This is a genomic window from Stenotrophomonas sp. SORGH_AS_0282, assembly GCF_030818125.1.
Classification (GTDB): Bacteria; Pseudomonadota; Gammaproteobacteria; order Xanthomonadales; family Xanthomonadaceae; genus Stenotrophomonas; species Stenotrophomonas rhizophila_A.
This window is the reverse complement of sequence record NZ_JAUTAB010000001.1, coordinates 1,466,345-1,483,404: the sequence shown is the minus strand read 5'-3', so window position 1 is coordinate 1,483,404 and position 17,060 is coordinate 1,466,345. Positions and strand designations below refer to the sequence as shown.

Sequence of the window (17,060 nt, the reverse complement as noted above, 5' to 3'; positions counted from 1 at the left end):
AAAACCCAGCGCGGGGGCTGGGTTTTCCGAACAGACAGCACGAAGCTCCGGTTACCCAGCGAAAATGTGGGGTTCCGGTCGGCGGGCACGCGACGTCATGCCCGTAGCCATACGGGCGGCGCTGGTGTCGTGCTGGAAGTCGGTGAGTTTCATGGCCGCCCATCTTTGCATGTGATCGGGCACGGCGCAAGGCCTGAACCGACGGTTCAGGGATTTGCCGCGCTGCCCTGCTCCGCTCCCACCCACGGGGTGATGGAGACGCGGATCTTGAGCCGGTTGCCCGGGTCTTCGGGCAGGCGCGAGCGGTACTTGGTGCCCTTGTAGACGTAATCCACGTCATAGGCGATGGGCCGGCGGAACTCGCGGCCGACCGGGATGATGCGGCAATCGCGGGTCAGCAGCGGGCCGTTGTTGGCGGCCGGGGCTTCCACGACGGGGGCCATGTCTTCGGTGCTGCCGTCTTCACGCTTGAAGATGGAGCGGACCGAATCCATGAAACGGCCGAACCGGCCCTTCTCTTCCTGCGGCTCTTCGCCGGTGACGTTCACCGGGGCCAGGGTCCGGGTGGATACCGGTTCGCAATGTTCCTCGGTGCGGGTGGCCCGCAGGGTCTGGAACACCGGCTCCACGTTGAGCACCTGCGCGTAGTCGAACTTCACGTTCTCCACGATCACCACCCGGTTACGGACTTCGGCGTCCTGGGCGCACGCCATGAAAGCGGCGCTCCCCAGCAGGCAGGTCAGCGTCAGCAACGAAGCGGATTTCATTGGCAACAGGAAAGAGGACAAGGCGGATAGTGTAGGCAGTGCGTGGCACAAGGGGCTGAACATTACCCTTCCGCGACGCTTCTGCCCATACCGAACCGTGTCGTTTGCGAAATCAGGGGGCAACGGGCGGCGCCCCGGGGCCGGCGCTGGGGGCCGTTGTGATCTAAAATCGAGGGCTTGCCCCTACTCCGCCCGGCCCTACGCCCCCATGACCCTGCGCCTGCACAACAACCTGACACGCCAGCTCGAACCGTTCACCCCGCTCGATCCGACCTGTCCGACCCTGTATGTGTGCGGCCCCACGGTCTACAACTACGTCCATATCGGCAACGCCCGGGGCCCGGTGGTGTTCGGGGTGCTGGCCGACCTGCTGCGGCGCCGCTTCGGCGGGCTGCGCTACGCCCGCAACATCACCGACGTGGACGACAAGATCAACACGGCCGCGCGCGAGCAGGGGGTGCCGATTTCGGCCATCACCGACCGCTTCGCCGCTGCCTACCGTGAAGACATGGCCGCGCTGGGCGTGGTGCCGCCGGACATCGAGCCGGAAGCCACCGCGCACATCCCGCACATCATCACCATGATCGAGCAGCTGATCGCGGCCGGCCACGCCTACGCGGCCGACGGCCACGTGCTGTTCTCGGTGCCCTCCTACGCCGACTACGGCAAGCTCTCGCGCCGCGACCCGGACGAGATGCTGGCCGGCGCCCGGGTGGACGTGGCCCCGTACAAGCGCGACCCGGGCGACTTCGTGCTGTGGAAGCCCTCCAGCGACGACCTGCCGGGCTGGGAATCACCCTGGGGCCGGGGCCGCCCGGGCTGGCACATCGAGTGCTCGGCGATGGCCGCCGCGCACCTGGGCCCGACCATCGACATCCATGCCGGTGGCGTGGACCTGCAGTTCCCGCACCACGAAAACGAGATCGCGCAGAGCGAGTGCGCCCACGGCGGGCAGACCTTCGCCCGGTTCTGGCTGCACAACGGCATGCTCAATTTCGGCGGTGCCAAGATGAGCAAGTCGATCGGCAACATCGAGCGGGTCCACGACCTGGTCCGCCAGCACGCCCCGGAGGCGCTGCGGCTGGCCCTGTTGTCGGCCCATTACCGGCAGCCGCTCGACTGGTCCGATGCGCTGATCGAGCAGTCGGTGCGTACCCTGGACCGCCTGTACGGCACCCTGCGCGACCTGGCCGACGTGGCCGCGACCCCGGCCATCCCGGCCGAAATCGAGGCGGCGCTGGACGATGACCTGAACACTCCGCAGGCGCTGGCCGAGCTGGCCCGGCTGGGCGCGGAAGCGCGCCGCGCCGAACCGGCCGACAAGGCGGGCTGGAAATCGGCCCTGCTGGGCGCAGGGCAGGCGCTGGGGCTGCTGCAGCAGGACCCGGCTGCGTGGTTCGGCACCAGCGGCGGCGACGCCGATGATGACGCGCGCATCCAGGCACTGATCGACGAGCGCGCGGCGGCCAAGCAGGCCCGCGATTTCGCACGCTCCGATGCGATCCGTGACCAGCTGGCCGCAGCGGGCATCGTGCTGGAAGACACCGCGCAGGGCGTGCGCTGGTCACGCAAGCGTTGAAAGGCCGCCCGACCAACGGTCGGGCGCTACCGTCGGGTTGGCCCGACGTTCCGTAACAACTGTAGAGATGGCTGTGATCGATTCCCCGTTCCCGATTGAACCCACCGCTGCCGACGCGCAGGCCGCCATTGCCGAGGAATTCGCGTTCTTCGGCGACTGGTCCGAGCGTTACCAGTACCTGATCGACCTGGGCCGCAAGCTGCCGGTGTTCCCGGACGCATGGAAAACCGAGGAACACCGCCTGCTGGGCTGCCAGTCGATGGTGTGGATCGTGCCGGAGGGCAACGCCGATACGCTGCGCTTCCATGCGATCAGTGATTCGGCGATCGTCTCGGGCCTGATCTACCTGGCGCTGCGGGTGTATTCGGGGCGTTCGGCGGCCGAGATCCTGGCCACCGAGCCGACCTACATCCAGGACATCGGGCTGTCGCGGCACCTGTCGCCGACCCGCAGCAACGGGGTGGCGGCGATGCTGGCCTTCATCCGTGAGACCGCGCAGGCGCAGTCGGCGCCGTGAGTTCGCCGACCCCTTCCGAAGCCGCCGAGAGCGCGCTGGGCCTGCTCACGCGGCCGGGTTTTTCGCTGCTGCTGGCGTACCGCATCCTGGCGATGCTGTCCTACCAGATCGTGGCGGTCACGGTGGGCTGGCATATCTACGAAGTCACCCGCAACCCATTCTCGCTGGGACTGGTCGGGCTGGCCGAGGTGCTGCCGTTCTTCTGCGTGGCGCCGTTCGCCGGCTACCTGGTGGACCACCTGCCGCGCCGCCGGCTGGGCATGGTGGCGTGCAGCGGGCTGGTGCTGACGGCGGTGGTGCTGACGGCAGTGGCCGAGGGCTGGCTGCCGTTCCACGGGGTGTGGCCGATCTACGCGGCCGTGGCGATGACCGGCATGGTGCGGGCGTTCCTGTCGCCTATCTACAACGCGCTGTTCGCGCGTGTGCTGGAACGCCACCAGTTCGCGCGTGGCGCGGGGCTGGGTTCGGTGGTGTTCCAGGCGGGCATGGTGGTGGGCCCGGCGCTGGGCGGCGGACTGGTGGCCTGGGGCGGCAAGAGCCTGTCCTACGGGGTGGCGGTGGCGGCGGCGCTGGGCGCGCTGGGCTGCCTGGCCATGCTGCGGGTATCCGAGCCGGTGCACACCGGGCCGGCGGCGCCGATCTTCAAGAGCATCGCCGAAGGCGGCCGCTTCGTGCTGGGCAACCGGATCATGGTCGGCGCGATGGCGCTGGACATGTTTTCGGTGCTGCTGGGCGGGGTGGTGGCGATGCTGCCGGCGTTCCTGCACGAGATCCTGCACCACGGGCCGGAAGGGCTGGGCATCCTGCGCGCGGCACCGGCACTGGGCTCGGTATGCGTGGGCCTGTGGCTGGCGCGCCGGCCGCTGCAGCGCCATGCGGGCCGGGTGCTGCTGTTCGCGGTGGCCGGGTTCGGGTTGTGCGTGATCGGCTTCGGGCTGTCGCACAGCTTCTGGCTGTCGGCGGTGATCCTGCTGTTCTACGGGGCGTTCGACGGGGTGTCGGTGGTGATCCGTTCGACCATCCTGCAGCTGGCCACGCCGGAAGAAATGCGCGGGCGGGTGTCATCGATCAACGGCATTTTCATCAGCTCGTCCAACGAGCTGGGCGCGTTCTACGCGGGCACGATGGCCAAGCTGCTGGGCCTGGTCCCGGCAGTGGTGCTGGGCGGGTTCGCGGTGTTGAGCGTCGCCGGGATCACCGCCTGGAAGAACCCGACCCTGCGCCGGTTGAATCTGCGCGATCTGCAGTAACCGCAAACGGCAACAAAAAACCCGGCCTTGGCCGGATTTTTTGATTGGATCCACGACCTGCGATCAGTCGCCCTGCTGCTTCTGCAGGTGCTCCCAACGCTCCTGGGCATCGATGGTGCGTTCGGCGGTCAGGCGCGCTTCGAGGCGGTCCAGGCCGATTTCTTCGCCGGTGTCGACGCAGAAACCGTAGTCACCGTCTTCCAGACGCTTGAGCGTGCTGTTGATCTTGCCGATCAGCTTGCGGTAGCGGTCGCGGGTACGCAGTTCCAGCGAGTTCTCGGTCTCGCGGGTGGCGCGCTCGGCTTCGTCGCCGATGTCACGCACTTCTTCCTGCAGGTTGGCGATGGTCTGCTTGGATTCCTCGACCAGTTCATTGCGCCAGTGCTGCAGGCGCTGGCGGAAATACTCCAGCTGCAGCGGGCTCATGTACTCCTCTTCCGCGCTCGGCTTGTAGCCGTCGGGCAGGATCGGACGACCGGTGGCTTCGTCAGTCTTGTACTCGACCACCTTGACCTTGGTGCGCGGGGCCGGGGCGGACGAACGCGCTGCCACGGCAACGGCGACCTTGCCAACCGGACGCGACACGGGCTTGGGGGCGGATTCGGATTTCACGGGAGTTTTTGCAGGCGATTTCGAAACGGGCACGGGATTCTTGTTTTGCGGGGCTTTTGGCGCGGGGGCTGCCGCCACCGGCTTCGGCGCGGGCGCCGGAGCTGGAGCAGGCTTGGCCGCGGCCTTGGCCGGGACAGACTTGGCCGGTGCCGGCGGTGCCGGCTTCGGTGCGGACTTCACTACGGGTGCTGCAACCGGCTTGGCAGCCGGCTTGGTTGCTGCCGGCTTGGTTGCCGGCTTGGCGGCCTTTGCCGGCTTGGCCGGTGCAGGCTTGGCAACCGCTTTTTTCGCCGGCGCGGTCTTGGCCGCCGGCGTTACGGATTTCTTGCCCACGGGCTTGCTGGCGGGCGCGGCTCTCTTCACCGGTGCCTGGGCAGCCTTCGGCTGCTGTGCAGCTTTGGCGACGGGCTTCTTGGCCACGGCCTTCTTGGCCAGCGGCTTGGTTGCCACCTTCTTCACCGGCGCTTTCACCGGCGCCTTGGCGACCACCTTCTTGGCGGGGGCTTTCTTGGCCGCCGCTTTTTTCACGGGTGCCGTCCTGGCCGCCGGTTGTTTGGATGCAGGCTTGCCCGCCGGCTTTGCGGCCGGTTTCTTGGCAACGGTCTTGGCCGCCAACTTCTTAGCAACAGGCTTGGCGGTTTTCTTGGCGGCCTGGACGGCCTTCTTTGCAGTTTTTTTAGCAGCCACGAAACGCTCTTCCTTGGTTTCCCCGGGGCCCGGGAAAGCGGGCCTTTATAGCCTACCCGACCAGCAGCAGCAACCACTCCGCCTACTCCGTTCAGTTGGAGAACACAGCGGTGTGTGGCCGTTCCCCCGCCGGGGCGGAACGACCTGCGCAGTTCGGAACCTGACCCGGCGATGGCGCCGGGGCGGCCCCGCCGCGCACCAGCGCGGACGGGTCCAACACCCCATCCTGCGACAAATGCGGCCTTCATGCCAACTGCTCTAAGATTGGGGGGTGATCTCCCACCTGCTCATTGCCCTGTTGCGCTTCTACAAGCGCTTCATCAGCCCCCTGCTTGGGCCGCGCTGCCGGTTCATGCCGAGCTGTTCTGAATACGCCATGCAAGCCATCGCCACGCATGGCCCTGCGCGTGGCAGCTGGCTGGCCGCGCGCCGGCTGGGGCGCTGCCACCCCTTCCATCCCGGTGGCGTGGACGAGGTGCCGCCGCGCACCGGCCACGCCGATTGCCGCTGCACAGGAAAACACTGAAATGCCCTCCACGCTCATCGTCAACGCCCGCATGGTCAACGAAGGCCGCATCTTCGACGGCGACCTGCGCATCGACAACGGCCGCATCGCGCAGATCGGCACCGGCCTGCAGCCGCAGGACGGCGATACGGTGGTCGATGCCGCCGGCCGCTGGCTGCTGCCCGGGATGATCGACGACCAGGTGCACTTCCGCGAACCCGGCTTGACCCACAAGGGCGACATCGCCACCGAATCGGCGGCCGCGGTGGCCGGTGGCCTGACCAGCTTCATGGACATGCCCAACACCAATCCGCCGACGCTCAACGCGGCGGCCCTGCAGGCCAAGTACGACAGTGCCGCCGGTCGCGCACGCGCCAACTACGGCTTCTACATGGGCGCCAGCAACGACAACCTGGCCGACATCAAACTGGTGGATCCCAAGACCTCGCCCGGCATCAAGGTGTTCATGGGCGCCTCCACCGGCAACATGCTGGTGGACAACCCGGAAACGCTGGACGCGATCTTCAAGTACGCCCCCACGCCGATCATCACGCACTGCGAAGACACCCCGATGATCGACGCCAAGGCGAAGGAATACGCCGAAAAGTACGGGGATGCGCTGAGCGCGGAACAGCACCCGGACATCCGCTCGCGCGAGGCCTGCCTGAAGTCGTCGGAGTTGGCGGTGGCGCTGGCGAAGAAGCACGGCACCCGCCTGCACGTGCTGCACATTTCCACCGCCGATGAGCTGAAGCTGTTCGAGAAGGGCCCGCTGATCCGTGCCGATGGCAGCCGCAAGCAGATCACCGCCGAAACCTGCATCCACTTCCTGCGCTTTGACCGCACCGATTACGCGCGGTTGGGCAACCTGATCAAGTGCAACCCGGCGATCAAGGAAGTGAGCGACCGCGAGGCGCTGACGCAGGCCGTGGCCGACAACGTGATCGACGTACTGGCCACCGACCACGCCCCGCATACCTGGGAAGAAAAGCAGAAGCCTTACGCGCAGGCGCCGTCCGGCCTGCCGCTGGTGCAGTACGCGCTGGTGGCTGCGCTGGAGCTGGTGCACGAAGGCAAGCTGGAGATCACCCAGGTGGTGCAGAAGTTCGCGCACGCGCCGGCACAGCTGTTCGATGTGAGCCAGCGCGGCTACCTGCGCGAAGGCTACTGGGCCGACCTGGTGCTGGTGGAAGACGTGCCGTTCACCGTGAAGCGCGAAGACGTGCTGTCCAAGTGCGCGTGGTCGCCGTTTGAGGGCATGACCTTCCGTTCGCGCGTGGCCTCGACCTGGGTCAACGGCCAGCTGGCCTGGGATGGCACCCAGCTGGTGGGCGCGCCGAATGGCCAGCGCATGAGCTACGACCGCTGATGCGGGCAACCGTGTTGGGCCTGGGCCTGCTGGCCCTGGCCCCGGTGGCCGTGATCGGCCTGCTACCCTCGCCCGCCCAGGCCCAGGCCGACGCGCGCGTGGTGTTCCCGGCCAGCGCGTCGCAGGGTGCGATGGTGATCGGCAAGGTGCCGGCCGGCAGCGTGGTGCAGTACGCCGGCCGCACGCTGCGGGTGAGCGGTTACGGCAGCGTGGTGTTCGGGATCGGGCGCGATGAGAAAGGCCCGCTGCAGGTCCAGGTGCAGCGCCCCGATGGCGGCAGCGAAACGGTGAGCATCGCGGTGACCCCGCGTGACTGGCCGGTGGAGCGCGTCAACGGCGTGCCGCCCAAGACCGTGAACCCGCCGCCGGCGATTGCCGAGCGGATCAAGCGCGAGCAGGCGCAGGTGACCGCAGCGCGGGCGCGCGATGACAACCGCGCCGATTTCGCGCAGGCCTTCATCTGGCCGGTGCAGGGCCGCATCAGCGGCCGCTTCGGCAATGCGCGGGTGTACAACGGGCAGCCCGGTTCCGGGCATTCGGGAATGGATATCGCGGTGCCGACCGGCACCCCGGTGAAGGCGCCGGCCGCTGGCGTGGTGACGTTTGCCGGACCGGATCTGTACCTCACCGGCGGCACGTTGCTGCTCGATCACGGGTTCGGGATCAGCTCGAACTTCCTGCACCTGTCGCGGATCGACGTCAAGGTCGGCGACCGCGTCGAGCAGGGCCAGGTGATTGCCGCAGTCGGCGCGACCGGCCGTGCGACCGGTCCGCACCTGCATTGGGGCATGAACTGGTTCGATACGCGGATCGACCCGCTGCTGGTGCTGGAACGCGGGAAGTAACCTGAAATGCGGGAGTGACCGGCTGATGGCCGGTGACCTGATGATGCGAGACGAAGCAACATCCGGTAACGCATGACCTGAAACGAAGGCGCCTCTCCGGCACAGGTCATGCGTCCCAGCGCCGATCATCATGGTCGGCAGTCGTTTGGGAACCAACTCTACCGACGGCACGTCACCCGCGCGCGGCCCACCAGGTGCGCAGCAGCGTGCGCACCGGGGTGGCCTTGAGCTCGCGGCCCTGCGACCACGCCTGCTGGCGCGCGCGCGCGAGTGAGGCATACAGGCGGCGTGGGCGCGGGCCCGCCACGCGGGCCGGCCACTGCCGCACCAGCTGCTGGGCCCAGCGCTGCGTGGCATCGCCATCCGCCTGCGCCAGCAGCGAACGTGGCACGGCTGCCACACCCGCTTCGTGCAGGCGCTGCGCCAGGGTCTGCAGCACCACCGGGGTGGCCACGTCGCCGCGCGCCGGGGTAGCGAACATCACCGCTTCCACTGCGGCTACGGCGGCGCCGTAGGCCTGCAGGGCGCGCTGCGCCTGCGCCGGGTCCACGGGAACGGCGCGTGCTTCGATCAGGTCCGGCAAGGCCGCCGCCAGTTCACCCCACGGTGCGCGCACGGGTTCCAGCACGCGGCCCAGCGGATGGCGCGAACGCTGCGCGGCCCAGCTGCGCAGCTCCTCGCCCCACCACGCCAGCTTGGCGTCCGCCGGCATCGGGTCGCCGGCGATGTTGAGGATGTCGTCGAATTCCTGCAGCAGCGCGAACCACGCCACCACCAGGGTGCGCTGGGATTCGGCGATGAACGGTTCGGCCACCTGCCATTCCGGCCAGCGGGTCCGCCATTTGTCGAGGAAGCTGTCGAGGGCGGTGGAGGTGGTCATTCGGATTTCCTGAAGTAGAGCGTACCGACCAACGGTCGGTACCTACCGGGTCTGTCAGTTGCCGGCGTTGATTCGGGCGGCGGGCCAAGCGGCCGCCTGCTGAAGTGCGGCCGGCTGTTCAATCATGGCCTCCGCGCCCCAGGCCAGCGGGTCGTCGGCGTCCAGGCGGTAGCCCCACAGGGCGGCGACCGAGGCCATGCCGGCGGCGTTGGCGGCGACGATGTCGCGCTCGTCATCGCCGACGTAGATGCAGGTGCCCGGGTCGATGCCCATCCGCTCGGCGGCGGCCAGCAGCGGCAGCGGGTGCGGCTTGCGCTGGGCCAGGGTGTCGCCGCCGATCAGCACCGCGCAGCGGGTTTCCCAGCCCAGCTGCGGCAGGATCAGCCGCGCCAGGTATTCGGGCTTATTGGTGACGATGCCCCAGCCACAGCCTGCGGCCTCCAGCGCGTCGAGCATGCCGGCCACGCCATCGAACAGCACCGCGTGCTGGCCGATCAGCGCTTCGTAGCGATCGAGGAACTCCGGCACCAGCGCATCACGTGCGTCCTGCCCCAGTTCCGGAAACGCCACGGCCACCATCGCTCGCGATCCCTTGGACACCACCGGGCGCAACGCCTCCAGCGTGATCGGGGCGCGTCCGCGTGCGGCCAGCAGCGCGTTGGCGGTGGCCAGCATGTCCGGCGCACTGTCGAGCAGCGTGCCGTCCAGGTCGAACAGCACCGCCCGCGGAAAACCGGACTCAGCCACGGCCGTCAGCGTCGGGCTTGACCGCGTGGGCCAGGTAGTTGATGTCGGTGCGCGAGCTCAACCGCGCGCGGTTGCGCCACGGCTCGTAGGCCATGCCGCTGACATCGCGCAGATTGAAATCCGCTTCGCGCAGCCACTTGCCCAGCTCGGCCGGCTTGATGAAATCCTGGTAATGGTGCGTGCCCTTGGGCAGCAGGCGCGCGATGTATTCGGCCCCGACGATGGCCACGGCGAACGCAGCCGGGGTGCGGTTGACGGTCGACAGGAACAGCTGGCCGCCCGGCTTGAGCAGGCGATGGCAGGCGGCGATGATCGCGCCGGGGTCCGGCACGTGTTCCAGCATTTCCATGCAGGTGACCACGTCGAAGCTGCCCGGCTGTTCGGCGGCGAGGTCTTCGGCGGCCTGCACGCGGTAGTCCACCGTGACGCCCGACTCCAGCCCGTGCAGGCGGGCGACCTTGACCAGCTCCGGGGCCAGGTCGATGGCGGTCACGTCGGCGCCGGCCTGGGCCAGCGCTTCGCTGAGCAGGCCGCCGCCGCAGCCGATGTCGAGCACGCGCGCACCGCGCAGCGTGACCCGGTCTGCAACGTACTTCAGGCGCACCGGGTTCAGCGCGTGCAACGGCTTCTGCGGACCGTCAGCGTCCCACCAGCGGTTGGCGAGCGCGGCGAACTTGTCCAGCTCGGCCTGGTCGAAATTGGTGGAAGCGTGGGGGGCGTTCATGGCTGTCCTTTTCGCGCCTCAGGCGCGTGCATATCAATGACGAGCGTGACGAATGCGCTCGCGCCACTGGCGGGCGTTGGCGACGATGGCAGCGGTGTCCATGCCGACCAGCTCGCGCTGGACCAGCTTGGGCTGCCCGGCAATCCAGACATCGCTGACCTGGTGGCGGCCGGCGGCATACACCAGCTGCGAAAGCACGTGGTGCAGCGGCTGGGTTTCCAGCGCCGACAGGTCCACGCAGACCAGGTCGGCCTGCTTGCCCACTTCGATCGAGCCGATGCGGTCGCCGAAGCCCAGCGCGCGTGCGCCGCCCAGGGTGGCCGCACGCAGCGTGGTGGCCGCGTCCAGCGCAGTGGCATCGTTGGCCACGGCCTTGGCCAGGATCGCCGCGGTGCGGTTTTCGCTGAACATGTCCAGGTCATTGTTGCTGGCGCAGCCATCGGTGCCGATCGCCAGGTTGACCCCGGCGCGCTGCAGGGCGCAGGCCGGGCAGAACCCGGAGGCCAGCTTGAGGTTGGATTCGGGGCAATGCACCACGCTCACGCCGCGTTCGGCGCAGAGGTGGATTTCCGCTTCGGTCAGCTGGGTCATGTGCACCGCGATCAGGCGGTCGTTGACCAGCCCCAGGCGGTCCAGCCGCGCCAGCGGGCGCTGGCCGTGCAGCTTGATCGAATCGCTGATTTCCTGGGCGGTTTCATGCGTGTGCAGGTGCACCTGCATGTCCAGCTGGTCGGACAGCATGCGCACGCGTTCGAAGTTGGCGTCGTTGACGGTGTACGGCGCGTGCGGGGCGAACGAAGTGCCGATCAGCGGGTCGTTGCGCCACTGGTCGTGCAGCTCGCCGGCCTTGGCGAAGTACTCGTCGTCGGTCTTGGCCCAGGCGGTAGGAAAATCGATGATCACCGCGCCGACCAGCGCACGGAAGCCGTGCTGCTTGTAGACCGCCGCCTGGACGTCGGCGAAGAAGTAGTTTTCGTTGGCGCAGGTGGTGCCACCGCGCAGCATTTCAGCGATGGCCAGGGTGGTGCCATCGGCGACGAATTCCGGGCCGATCACCGCCGCTTCCACCGGCCAGATGTGCTGCTGCAGCCACACCATCAGCGGCAGGTCGTCGGCCACTCCGCGCAGCAGCGTCATCGGGTTGTGCGTGTGGGCATTGACCAGGCCGGGCATCAGCGCTGCATCGGGACGCGAGACCACCTGGCGGGCACTGAAGCGCGCGCGCGCTTCTGCGCGCGGCAGGATCGCCACGATTTCGCTGCCGCGCACGGCCACGGCATGGTCTTCCAGCACCACCGCATGCGGTTCGATCGGGACCACGTAACCGGCTTCGATCAACAGGTCACAGGGTTCGGGAATGCGGGTGGTGTCGGTCATGCGGTCTCGCTTTGGGGAGCGGTGATCCGACGCTGCGGGATCACCGCGATGTGCGGGTGGGGTAGAGCCGACTGTCAGTCGGCTGCCGTTCGCGACGCGCGTTCAGACCCCGCCTGAAGCAGCCGACTGACAGTCGGCTCTACGTCGGCTCTACCGTAATTCGACGTTGTCGAATTACTTGCCGGCGCGCGCGGAGTACTCGCCCGAGCGGGTGTCGACCTTGATGATTTCATCCTGGTTGACGAACAGCGGCACGCGGACCACGGCGCCGGTTTCCAGGGTGGCCGGCTTGCCGCCACCACCCGAGGTGTCGCCACGGACGCCCGGATCGGTTTCGGTGATCTTCAGTTCAACGAAGTTCGGCGGCTGCACGAAGATCGGCGAGCCATTGAACAGGGTCACGATGCAGGACTCTTCGCCCTTCAGCCAGTTCTTCGCATCGCCGATGCCGGCCTTGTCGGCCTGGACCTGTTCGAAGGTTTCCGGGTCCATGAAATGCCAGTACTCGCCGTCGCTGTACATGTAATCCATGTTGGTGTCGACAACGTCGGCCTTTTCCACATCATCGGTGGCCTTCATGGTCATTTCGACCACACGACCGGAGCGGATGAAGCGATATTTGATGCGGGTGAAGGCCTGGCCCTTGCCCGGCTTGACGTACTCGGTCTCGGTGATGACCGCCGGTTCATTGTTGACCAGGATCTTCATCCCGTTCTTGACGTCGTTCATGCCAACAGTGGCCATGCTGAAACTCCTGAATGGGCAAACGCCGCGCAGGCGCGGCGAGCCGGATAGAATGGAAAGGCTTTCCCTATGATAACCGCAGGCCCCCATTCCATGCAGCTCTCCGCCACGCCCCTGCCCACCCCCGTCCGCTGGCAGCAGCTGTGGCGCGAGGCGGTCCGCGACCCGCGGACCCTGCTGGAACAGCTGGGGCTGGATCCGGACGCGCTGCCGGTATCGGCCGAGGCGGCCGGGCAGTTCGCGCTGCGGGTGCCGCAGGGCTTCATCGCGCGCATGCGCCGGGGCGACCGCCACGACCCGCTGCTGCGCCAGGTACTGCCGGTGACCGACGAGCTGCAGCACGCGCCGGGCTTCACCCTGGATGCGGTCGGCGATGGCCTCGCCCGCAAGGCCACCGGGGTGATCCAGAAGTACCAGGGCCGTGCCCTGCTGGTGACCACCGGCAGCTGCGCGATCAACTGCCGTTACTGCTTCCGCCGGCATTTCGATTACGGCACCGAGAACGCGGCCCGCGAGGGCTGGCGCGAGGCCGTGGACGCCATTGCGCAGGACCCGGGCATCGACGAGGTGATCCTGTCCGGCGGCGACCCGTTGTCGCTGGCCACCCACAAGCTGGTGGAGCTGACCCAGGCGCTGAAGCAGATTCCGCACCTGCGCCGCCTGCGCATCCACAGCCGCCTGCCGGTGGTGCTGCCCGAGCGGGTGGATGAGGAGCTGGTGCAGTGGATCGCCGCCCTGCCCTGGCCGGTGGCGTTCGTGATCCACGCCAACCACGCGAATGAATTCGATGCATCGGTGGATGCGGCCATGGCGCGCCTGCGCGGCGCCGGCGCCACCCTGCTCAACCAGGCCGTGCTGCTGCGCGGGGTGAACGATTCGCTGCAGGCGCTGCAGGACCTGAGCGAGCGCAGTTTTGCTGCAGGCGTGCTGCCGTATTACCTGTACCAAGTGGACCGGGTACAGGGCGTGGCGCATTTCGAGGTGGACGATGCAACGGCCAAATCGCTGCACGCGCAGCTGACGGCGCGGTTGTCCGGGTACCTGGTGCCGAAGCTGGTGCGGGAAATTTCCGGCGATTCGAGCAAACGGCCGGTGTGACGCCTGACGTATCCGGACCTCTGCACGTTACGTAACAATTCGTAGCCCCGGCCGTTGGCCGGACACCGCGCGCAGCGCGGCCCAAGCGTCCGGAGGCGGTCTCGCAACGGTTGCGGCCAACACCCCGGCGTGTGGGCGTTCCGAAGCCGCGCGTCAGGCGTTCATGACGCCCGAACGAAAAGCAGCCGGCCAACGGCCGGGGCTACGAATTGTTACGGGCCCATTGGGATCGGGATCAATCAACCAGGGGCCCGGAACATTTCCGGCGCCTTTTTATCTGCCCGATTCGATCATTTCCACGACATCGGTGGCCGTGATCGGCACGCTCAGCCAATAGCCCTGCGCCAGATCGCAACCGCGCTGGCTCAGCAGGTCGAACTGCACTTCCTGTTCGATGCCCTCGGCCACCACGGTGATGCCAAGCGCGTGGGCCATGGCGATGATCGCCGTGGTCAGGGCCAGGTCGTCCGGGTCGCGCTGCATGTCGGCGACGAAGCTCTTGTCGATCTTGACCCCGTCCACCGGCACCTGGCGCAGGTGGCTCAGCCCCGAGAAGCCGGTGCCGAAATCATCCAGCCAGACCTTCACGCCGGTGCGGTGCAGCTTGTCCAGCAGCGCCGCGGCCAGCATCTCATCGCCGATCACCGCCGTTTCGGTCAGCTCCAGATGCAGGCGCGAGGCCGGCAGGCCGGTGTCACGCAGGCAGTCGGCCACCAGTTGGGGCAGCTCGCCGCCGCGCAGCTGGCGCGGGGATACGTTGACCGAGACGAACATGCCTTCGCCATCGGACGAATGCGGCCACTGCACCGCTTCCATGCAGGCCGCGCGCAGCACCTTCGGGCCGATCACTTCGATCAGGCCGCTCTGTTCGGCCACTTCGATGAACACCGAGGGCGGAATGGTGCCCAGGGTGGGGTGCTGCCAGCGCAGCAGCACTTCGACCCCGACCATGCGGCGGTCGCGGGTACGGAAGATGGGCTGGTAGACCAGGCGCAGCTCGCCGCGCTCCCAGGCGCCGCGCAGCTCCTGCTCCATGTGCACGCGGCGTTCCACCGCATGGTCCATGGCCCGGCTGTAATAGCGGTAGCAGTTCTTGCCGGCGACCTTGGCCTGGTACATGGCGATGTCGCCATTCTTGAGCAGGGTGGTCGCATCGGCGGCATCGTCGGGGAACAGGGTCACGCCGATGGAGGTGCCGAGGAACAGCTCGCGGCCCTGCACCACCAGCGGCTTGCTCAGTTCGCGGACCAGCAGTTCAGCCAGCTGGCGCGCGCTCGCCGCCACGTCGCCATCGCCGATCAGGATCACGAACTCGTCGCCGCCAAAGCGGGCCAGCAGCGCTTCGTCGCCGCCGGCCTGGGCCACGGCTGCACTGATGCGCTGGGCGAACTGCAGCAGCGCTTCATCGCCGGCCTCGTGGCCGAGGGTGTCGTTGACGCGCTTGAAGTCGTCCATGTCGGCGAACAACAGGCCCAAGCGGTGGTTGGACGCGCGGGCGGCCATCAGCCGGTGGTCCAGCGCCTCGCGGAACGCCAGCCGGTTGGTCAGCCCGGTCAGGGCATCGGTATAGGCCATGTGGCGCACTTCGCGGTCGTGCCGCGCAATGGCCTCGCTCATCCGGCCGAAGGCACGCACCAGCTCGCCCACTTCGTCTTGGCGGTTGCTGTTGCTCAGCTGCGGTCGATAGTCACCCGCCTCGATCTGGCGCGCGGCGGCGGCCAACCCGCGGATCGGGCCGACCAGGGTGCGCTGCACATACACGATGACCACCGCGCCGATGGCCAGCAGCAGGCCCAGCATCAGCAGCAGCCAGCCCAGGTGGCGCTTGCCCACCTGCTGCAGGCGCTCGCCCAGGGTCAGGTTGGCCCGCTGCTCCATGGCCTGCACGTCATCCAGCGCCATGCCGACGCGGACCCCGCCGATGCGCTGGTTGCCGATCATGATCGGCATCGCGTTGTCGAGCACCTTGGGCGATTGCTGCACCACCAGCTTGCGCGCGCCCACTGCCCCGGCGGCCAGCGGATCTTCCATCGGGCGGCCGAAATCAATCACTTCGGTCGAACCGTCGTGGATCAGCTTGCCGTCCTCGTCGAACACCAGCACGTAGCGCACTACCTGCTGCCGCGAGGTATTGCGCACCAGCGCACCTACCTGGGCCAGGTCGTTGTAGTACAGCGGGTTGGCCAGCGCGTCGGACAGCTCGCGCGCCAGGGCCTCGCCCCGGCTGCGCACGCTGCGGTCGAACAATTCGTGGATGACGCTGCCGCTGAGGTGCTTGACCTCCTCCTGCATCGCCGCCTGGCGCCCCAGCACCACGGCCACGATCGCCACCACCACCACCATCGCCCCGCCCATCGCCAACACGAAACGGGACTGCATTCCGGAACCCAACGGCCTCATTCCACTTCCATCCGCACGCGTGTAAGACCCTGTTTCAATTCATCCAAACGGTGCTGCATCTGCGCATCGACCCGATGGAACCCGGACGTACCAAAAAACTTCTCGAGCGCATCCTGCGCCTGCGGATCCGAGGCGGCATCCAGCAGTACCTGCTGCAACCTGTCACGCACTTTCGGGTCCAGCCCCGCCCGCACCACTTCCACCGCACGCGGGTACGGCTCGGTGCGATGGATGGCACGGAAGTCGCGGCGGAACGCGGCCGGAATCCGGTGCGGATCGGCCCAGTCCACACTGCTGACCGCGCCGGCATCGACCATGCCCTTGTGCACGAAGGTGGCGATGTTGGCCTCCGACCGCGCGAACACATAGCCCACCGTATCGGGCGCGGCCGCGTCGCGCGCGGACAACAGGATCTCCGGGGTGAGGCCGTTCTGCAACAGGGTCATCACCGGCACCAGGTAGGCGCTGGTGGAGGCCACGTTCTGTAGGGCCAGGGTGTGGCCCTTGAGGTCGGCCAGCGAGGTGATCGGGCTGTCGCGGCGCACGAAGAACACGGTCTGGTAATCGCGCACGCCGCTGCGTTCGGTCAGCAGCAGCGGCTGGGCGCCACTGCGCAGGCCCAGGTTGACGGCGGTACCAGAGGTTTCGGTGACCCAGTCGACCCGGCCCCGGCGCAGGTAGCTGGCCATCTGCTGCGCATCGGGCGCCATCAGGATGCGGCCTTCGGTGATGCCGACATCGCGCATGCGCGGAACAACATAGTCGAGCAGGGGTTGCAGTTGCGCATAGTGTGACTTGGGGTTGTCGCTGATCCGGCCCAGCACCAGGACGTGGTCCGGTTCGGGGTGGCCCGGACGGGTGTCATCAGGGGCGGCCGCTGCGGTGCCAGCCGTCAAGACGCTGGCCAGACACAGCAACCCTCCCTGCAACAGCCATCGCAGTACCGGCAATCCCATCCG

The 17,060-nt window shown here is 67.8% G+C and carries 16 protein-coding genes; 7 read left to right on the top strand and 9 right to left on the bottom strand.

Annotated elements, in window-relative coordinates; genetic code table 11:
• Positions 1-206: 206 nt before the first annotated feature.
• Positions 207-767, bottom strand: coding sequence for a hypothetical protein (locus QE395_RS06500; protein WP_184126593.1), 561 nt, complete (start codon positions 765-767; stop codon positions 207-209).
• Between the two features lie 208 nt (positions 768-975).
• Here QE395_RS06500 and cysS point away from each other — a divergent pair, with 208 nt between their 5' ends.
• From cysS to QE395_RS06485, 3 genes are all read left to right on the top strand, one after another.
• Positions 976-2,346, top strand: coding sequence for a cysteine--tRNA ligase (gene cysS / locus QE395_RS06495; RefSeq protein ID WP_306988079.1), 1,371 nt, complete (start codon positions 976-978; stop codon positions 2,344-2,346).
• Positions 2,347-2,419: 73 nt separating this feature from the next.
• Positions 2,420-2,863 carry a SufE family protein gene (locus QE395_RS06490; RefSeq protein ID WP_093532579.1) on the top strand — a complete coding sequence of 148 codons (444 nt, stop codon included), beginning with the start codon at positions 2,420-2,422 and terminating at the stop codon, positions 2,861-2,863.
• Complete coding sequence (locus QE395_RS06485) at positions 2,860-4,113, top strand: MFS transporter (RefSeq protein ID WP_306988077.1); 1,254 nt, start codon at positions 2,860-2,862, stop codon at positions 4,111-4,113. Before QE395_RS06490 ends, QE395_RS06485 begins: the two co-directional genes overlap by 4 nt.
• Before the next feature lie 63 nt (positions 4,114-4,176).
• Here the strand turns inward: QE395_RS06485 and dksA are convergent, their stop codons facing one another.
• Positions 4,177-5,412 carry an RNA polymerase-binding protein DksA gene (gene dksA / locus QE395_RS06480; protein ID WP_306988075.1) on the bottom strand — a complete coding sequence of 412 codons (1,236 nt, stop codon included), beginning with the start codon at positions 5,410-5,412 and terminating at the stop codon, positions 4,177-4,179.
• Between the two features lie 271 nt (positions 5,413-5,683).
• On the opposite strand from dksA, the gene yidD reads away from it, so the two are divergent.
• Genes yidD through QE395_RS06465 form a run of 3 tightly spaced genes read left to right on the top strand, consistent with a single transcriptional unit; the run spans position 5,684 to position 8,131 of the window.
• Positions 5,684-5,938: a membrane protein insertion efficiency factor YidD gene (gene yidD / locus QE395_RS06475; RefSeq protein ID WP_184126588.1), complete on the top strand. Its 255-nt coding sequence runs from the start codon at positions 5,684-5,686 to the stop codon at positions 5,936-5,938.
• A gap of 1 nt (position 5,939) precedes the next feature.
• Positions 5,940-7,286 (top strand): dihydroorotase, encoded by a 1,347-nt coding sequence (locus QE395_RS06470; protein ID WP_093532455.1) that lies wholly within the window; start codon positions 5,940-5,942, stop codon positions 7,284-7,286.
• Positions 7,286-8,131 (top strand): M23 family metallopeptidase, encoded by an 846-nt coding sequence (locus QE395_RS06465; protein WP_306988072.1) that lies wholly within the window; start codon positions 7,286-7,288, stop codon positions 8,129-8,131. Before QE395_RS06470 ends, QE395_RS06465 begins: the two co-directional genes overlap by 1 nt.
• 172 nt (positions 8,132-8,303) lie before the next feature.
• Here QE395_RS06465 and QE395_RS06460 read toward each other — a convergent pair whose 3' ends face one another.
• The 5 genes from QE395_RS06460 to efp form a co-directional block, all read right to left on the bottom strand.
• Positions 8,304-9,011: a squalene/phytoene synthase family protein gene (locus QE395_RS06460; RefSeq protein WP_306988070.1), complete on the bottom strand. Its 708-nt coding sequence runs from the start codon at positions 9,009-9,011 to the stop codon at positions 8,304-8,306.
• Positions 9,012-9,065: 54 nt separating this feature from the next.
• Positions 9,066-9,767 carry a phosphoglycolate phosphatase gene (locus QE395_RS06455; protein ID WP_306990445.1) on the bottom strand — a complete coding sequence of 234 codons (702 nt, stop codon included), beginning with the start codon at positions 9,765-9,767 and terminating at the stop codon, positions 9,066-9,068.
• Positions 9,751-10,482: a bifunctional 2-polyprenyl-6-hydroxyphenol methylase/3-demethylubiquinol 3-O-methyltransferase UbiG gene (gene ubiG, locus QE395_RS06450; RefSeq protein ID WP_068853241.1), complete on the bottom strand. Its 732-nt coding sequence runs from the start codon at positions 10,480-10,482 to the stop codon at positions 9,751-9,753. Before ubiG ends, QE395_RS06455 begins: the two co-directional genes overlap by 17 nt.
• A 33-nt stretch (positions 10,483-10,515) precedes the next feature.
• Positions 10,516-11,859 (bottom strand): TRZ/ATZ family hydrolase, encoded by a 1,344-nt coding sequence (locus QE395_RS06445; protein ID WP_068853249.1) that lies wholly within the window; start codon positions 11,857-11,859, stop codon positions 10,516-10,518.
• A 174-nt stretch (positions 11,860-12,033) separates the two neighbouring features.
• Entirely contained in the window at positions 12,034-12,603 is a 570-nt protein-coding gene (gene efp / locus QE395_RS06440) for an elongation factor P (protein WP_306988067.1), read from the bottom strand.
• A gap of 93 nt (positions 12,604-12,696) precedes the next feature.
• Between efp and epmB the strand changes: the two genes are divergently transcribed.
• Positions 12,697-13,701 (top strand): EF-P beta-lysylation protein EpmB, encoded by a 1,005-nt coding sequence (gene epmB / locus QE395_RS06435; protein ID WP_306988065.1) that lies wholly within the window; start codon positions 12,697-12,699, stop codon positions 13,699-13,701.
• A 273-nt stretch (positions 13,702-13,974) separates the two neighbouring features.
• On the opposite strand, the gene QE395_RS06430 is transcribed toward epmB, so the two are convergent.
• Positions 13,975-16,101, bottom strand: coding sequence for an EAL domain-containing protein (locus tag QE395_RS06430; protein ID WP_306988063.1), 2,127 nt, complete (start codon positions 16,099-16,101; stop codon positions 13,975-13,977).
• Positions 16,098-17,057 (bottom strand): phosphate/phosphite/phosphonate ABC transporter substrate-binding protein, encoded by a 960-nt coding sequence (locus QE395_RS06425; protein ID WP_093532447.1) that lies wholly within the window; start codon positions 17,055-17,057, stop codon positions 16,098-16,100. Before QE395_RS06425 ends, QE395_RS06430 begins: the two co-directional genes overlap by 4 nt.
• Between the last annotated feature and the right edge of the window lie 3 nt (positions 17,058-17,060).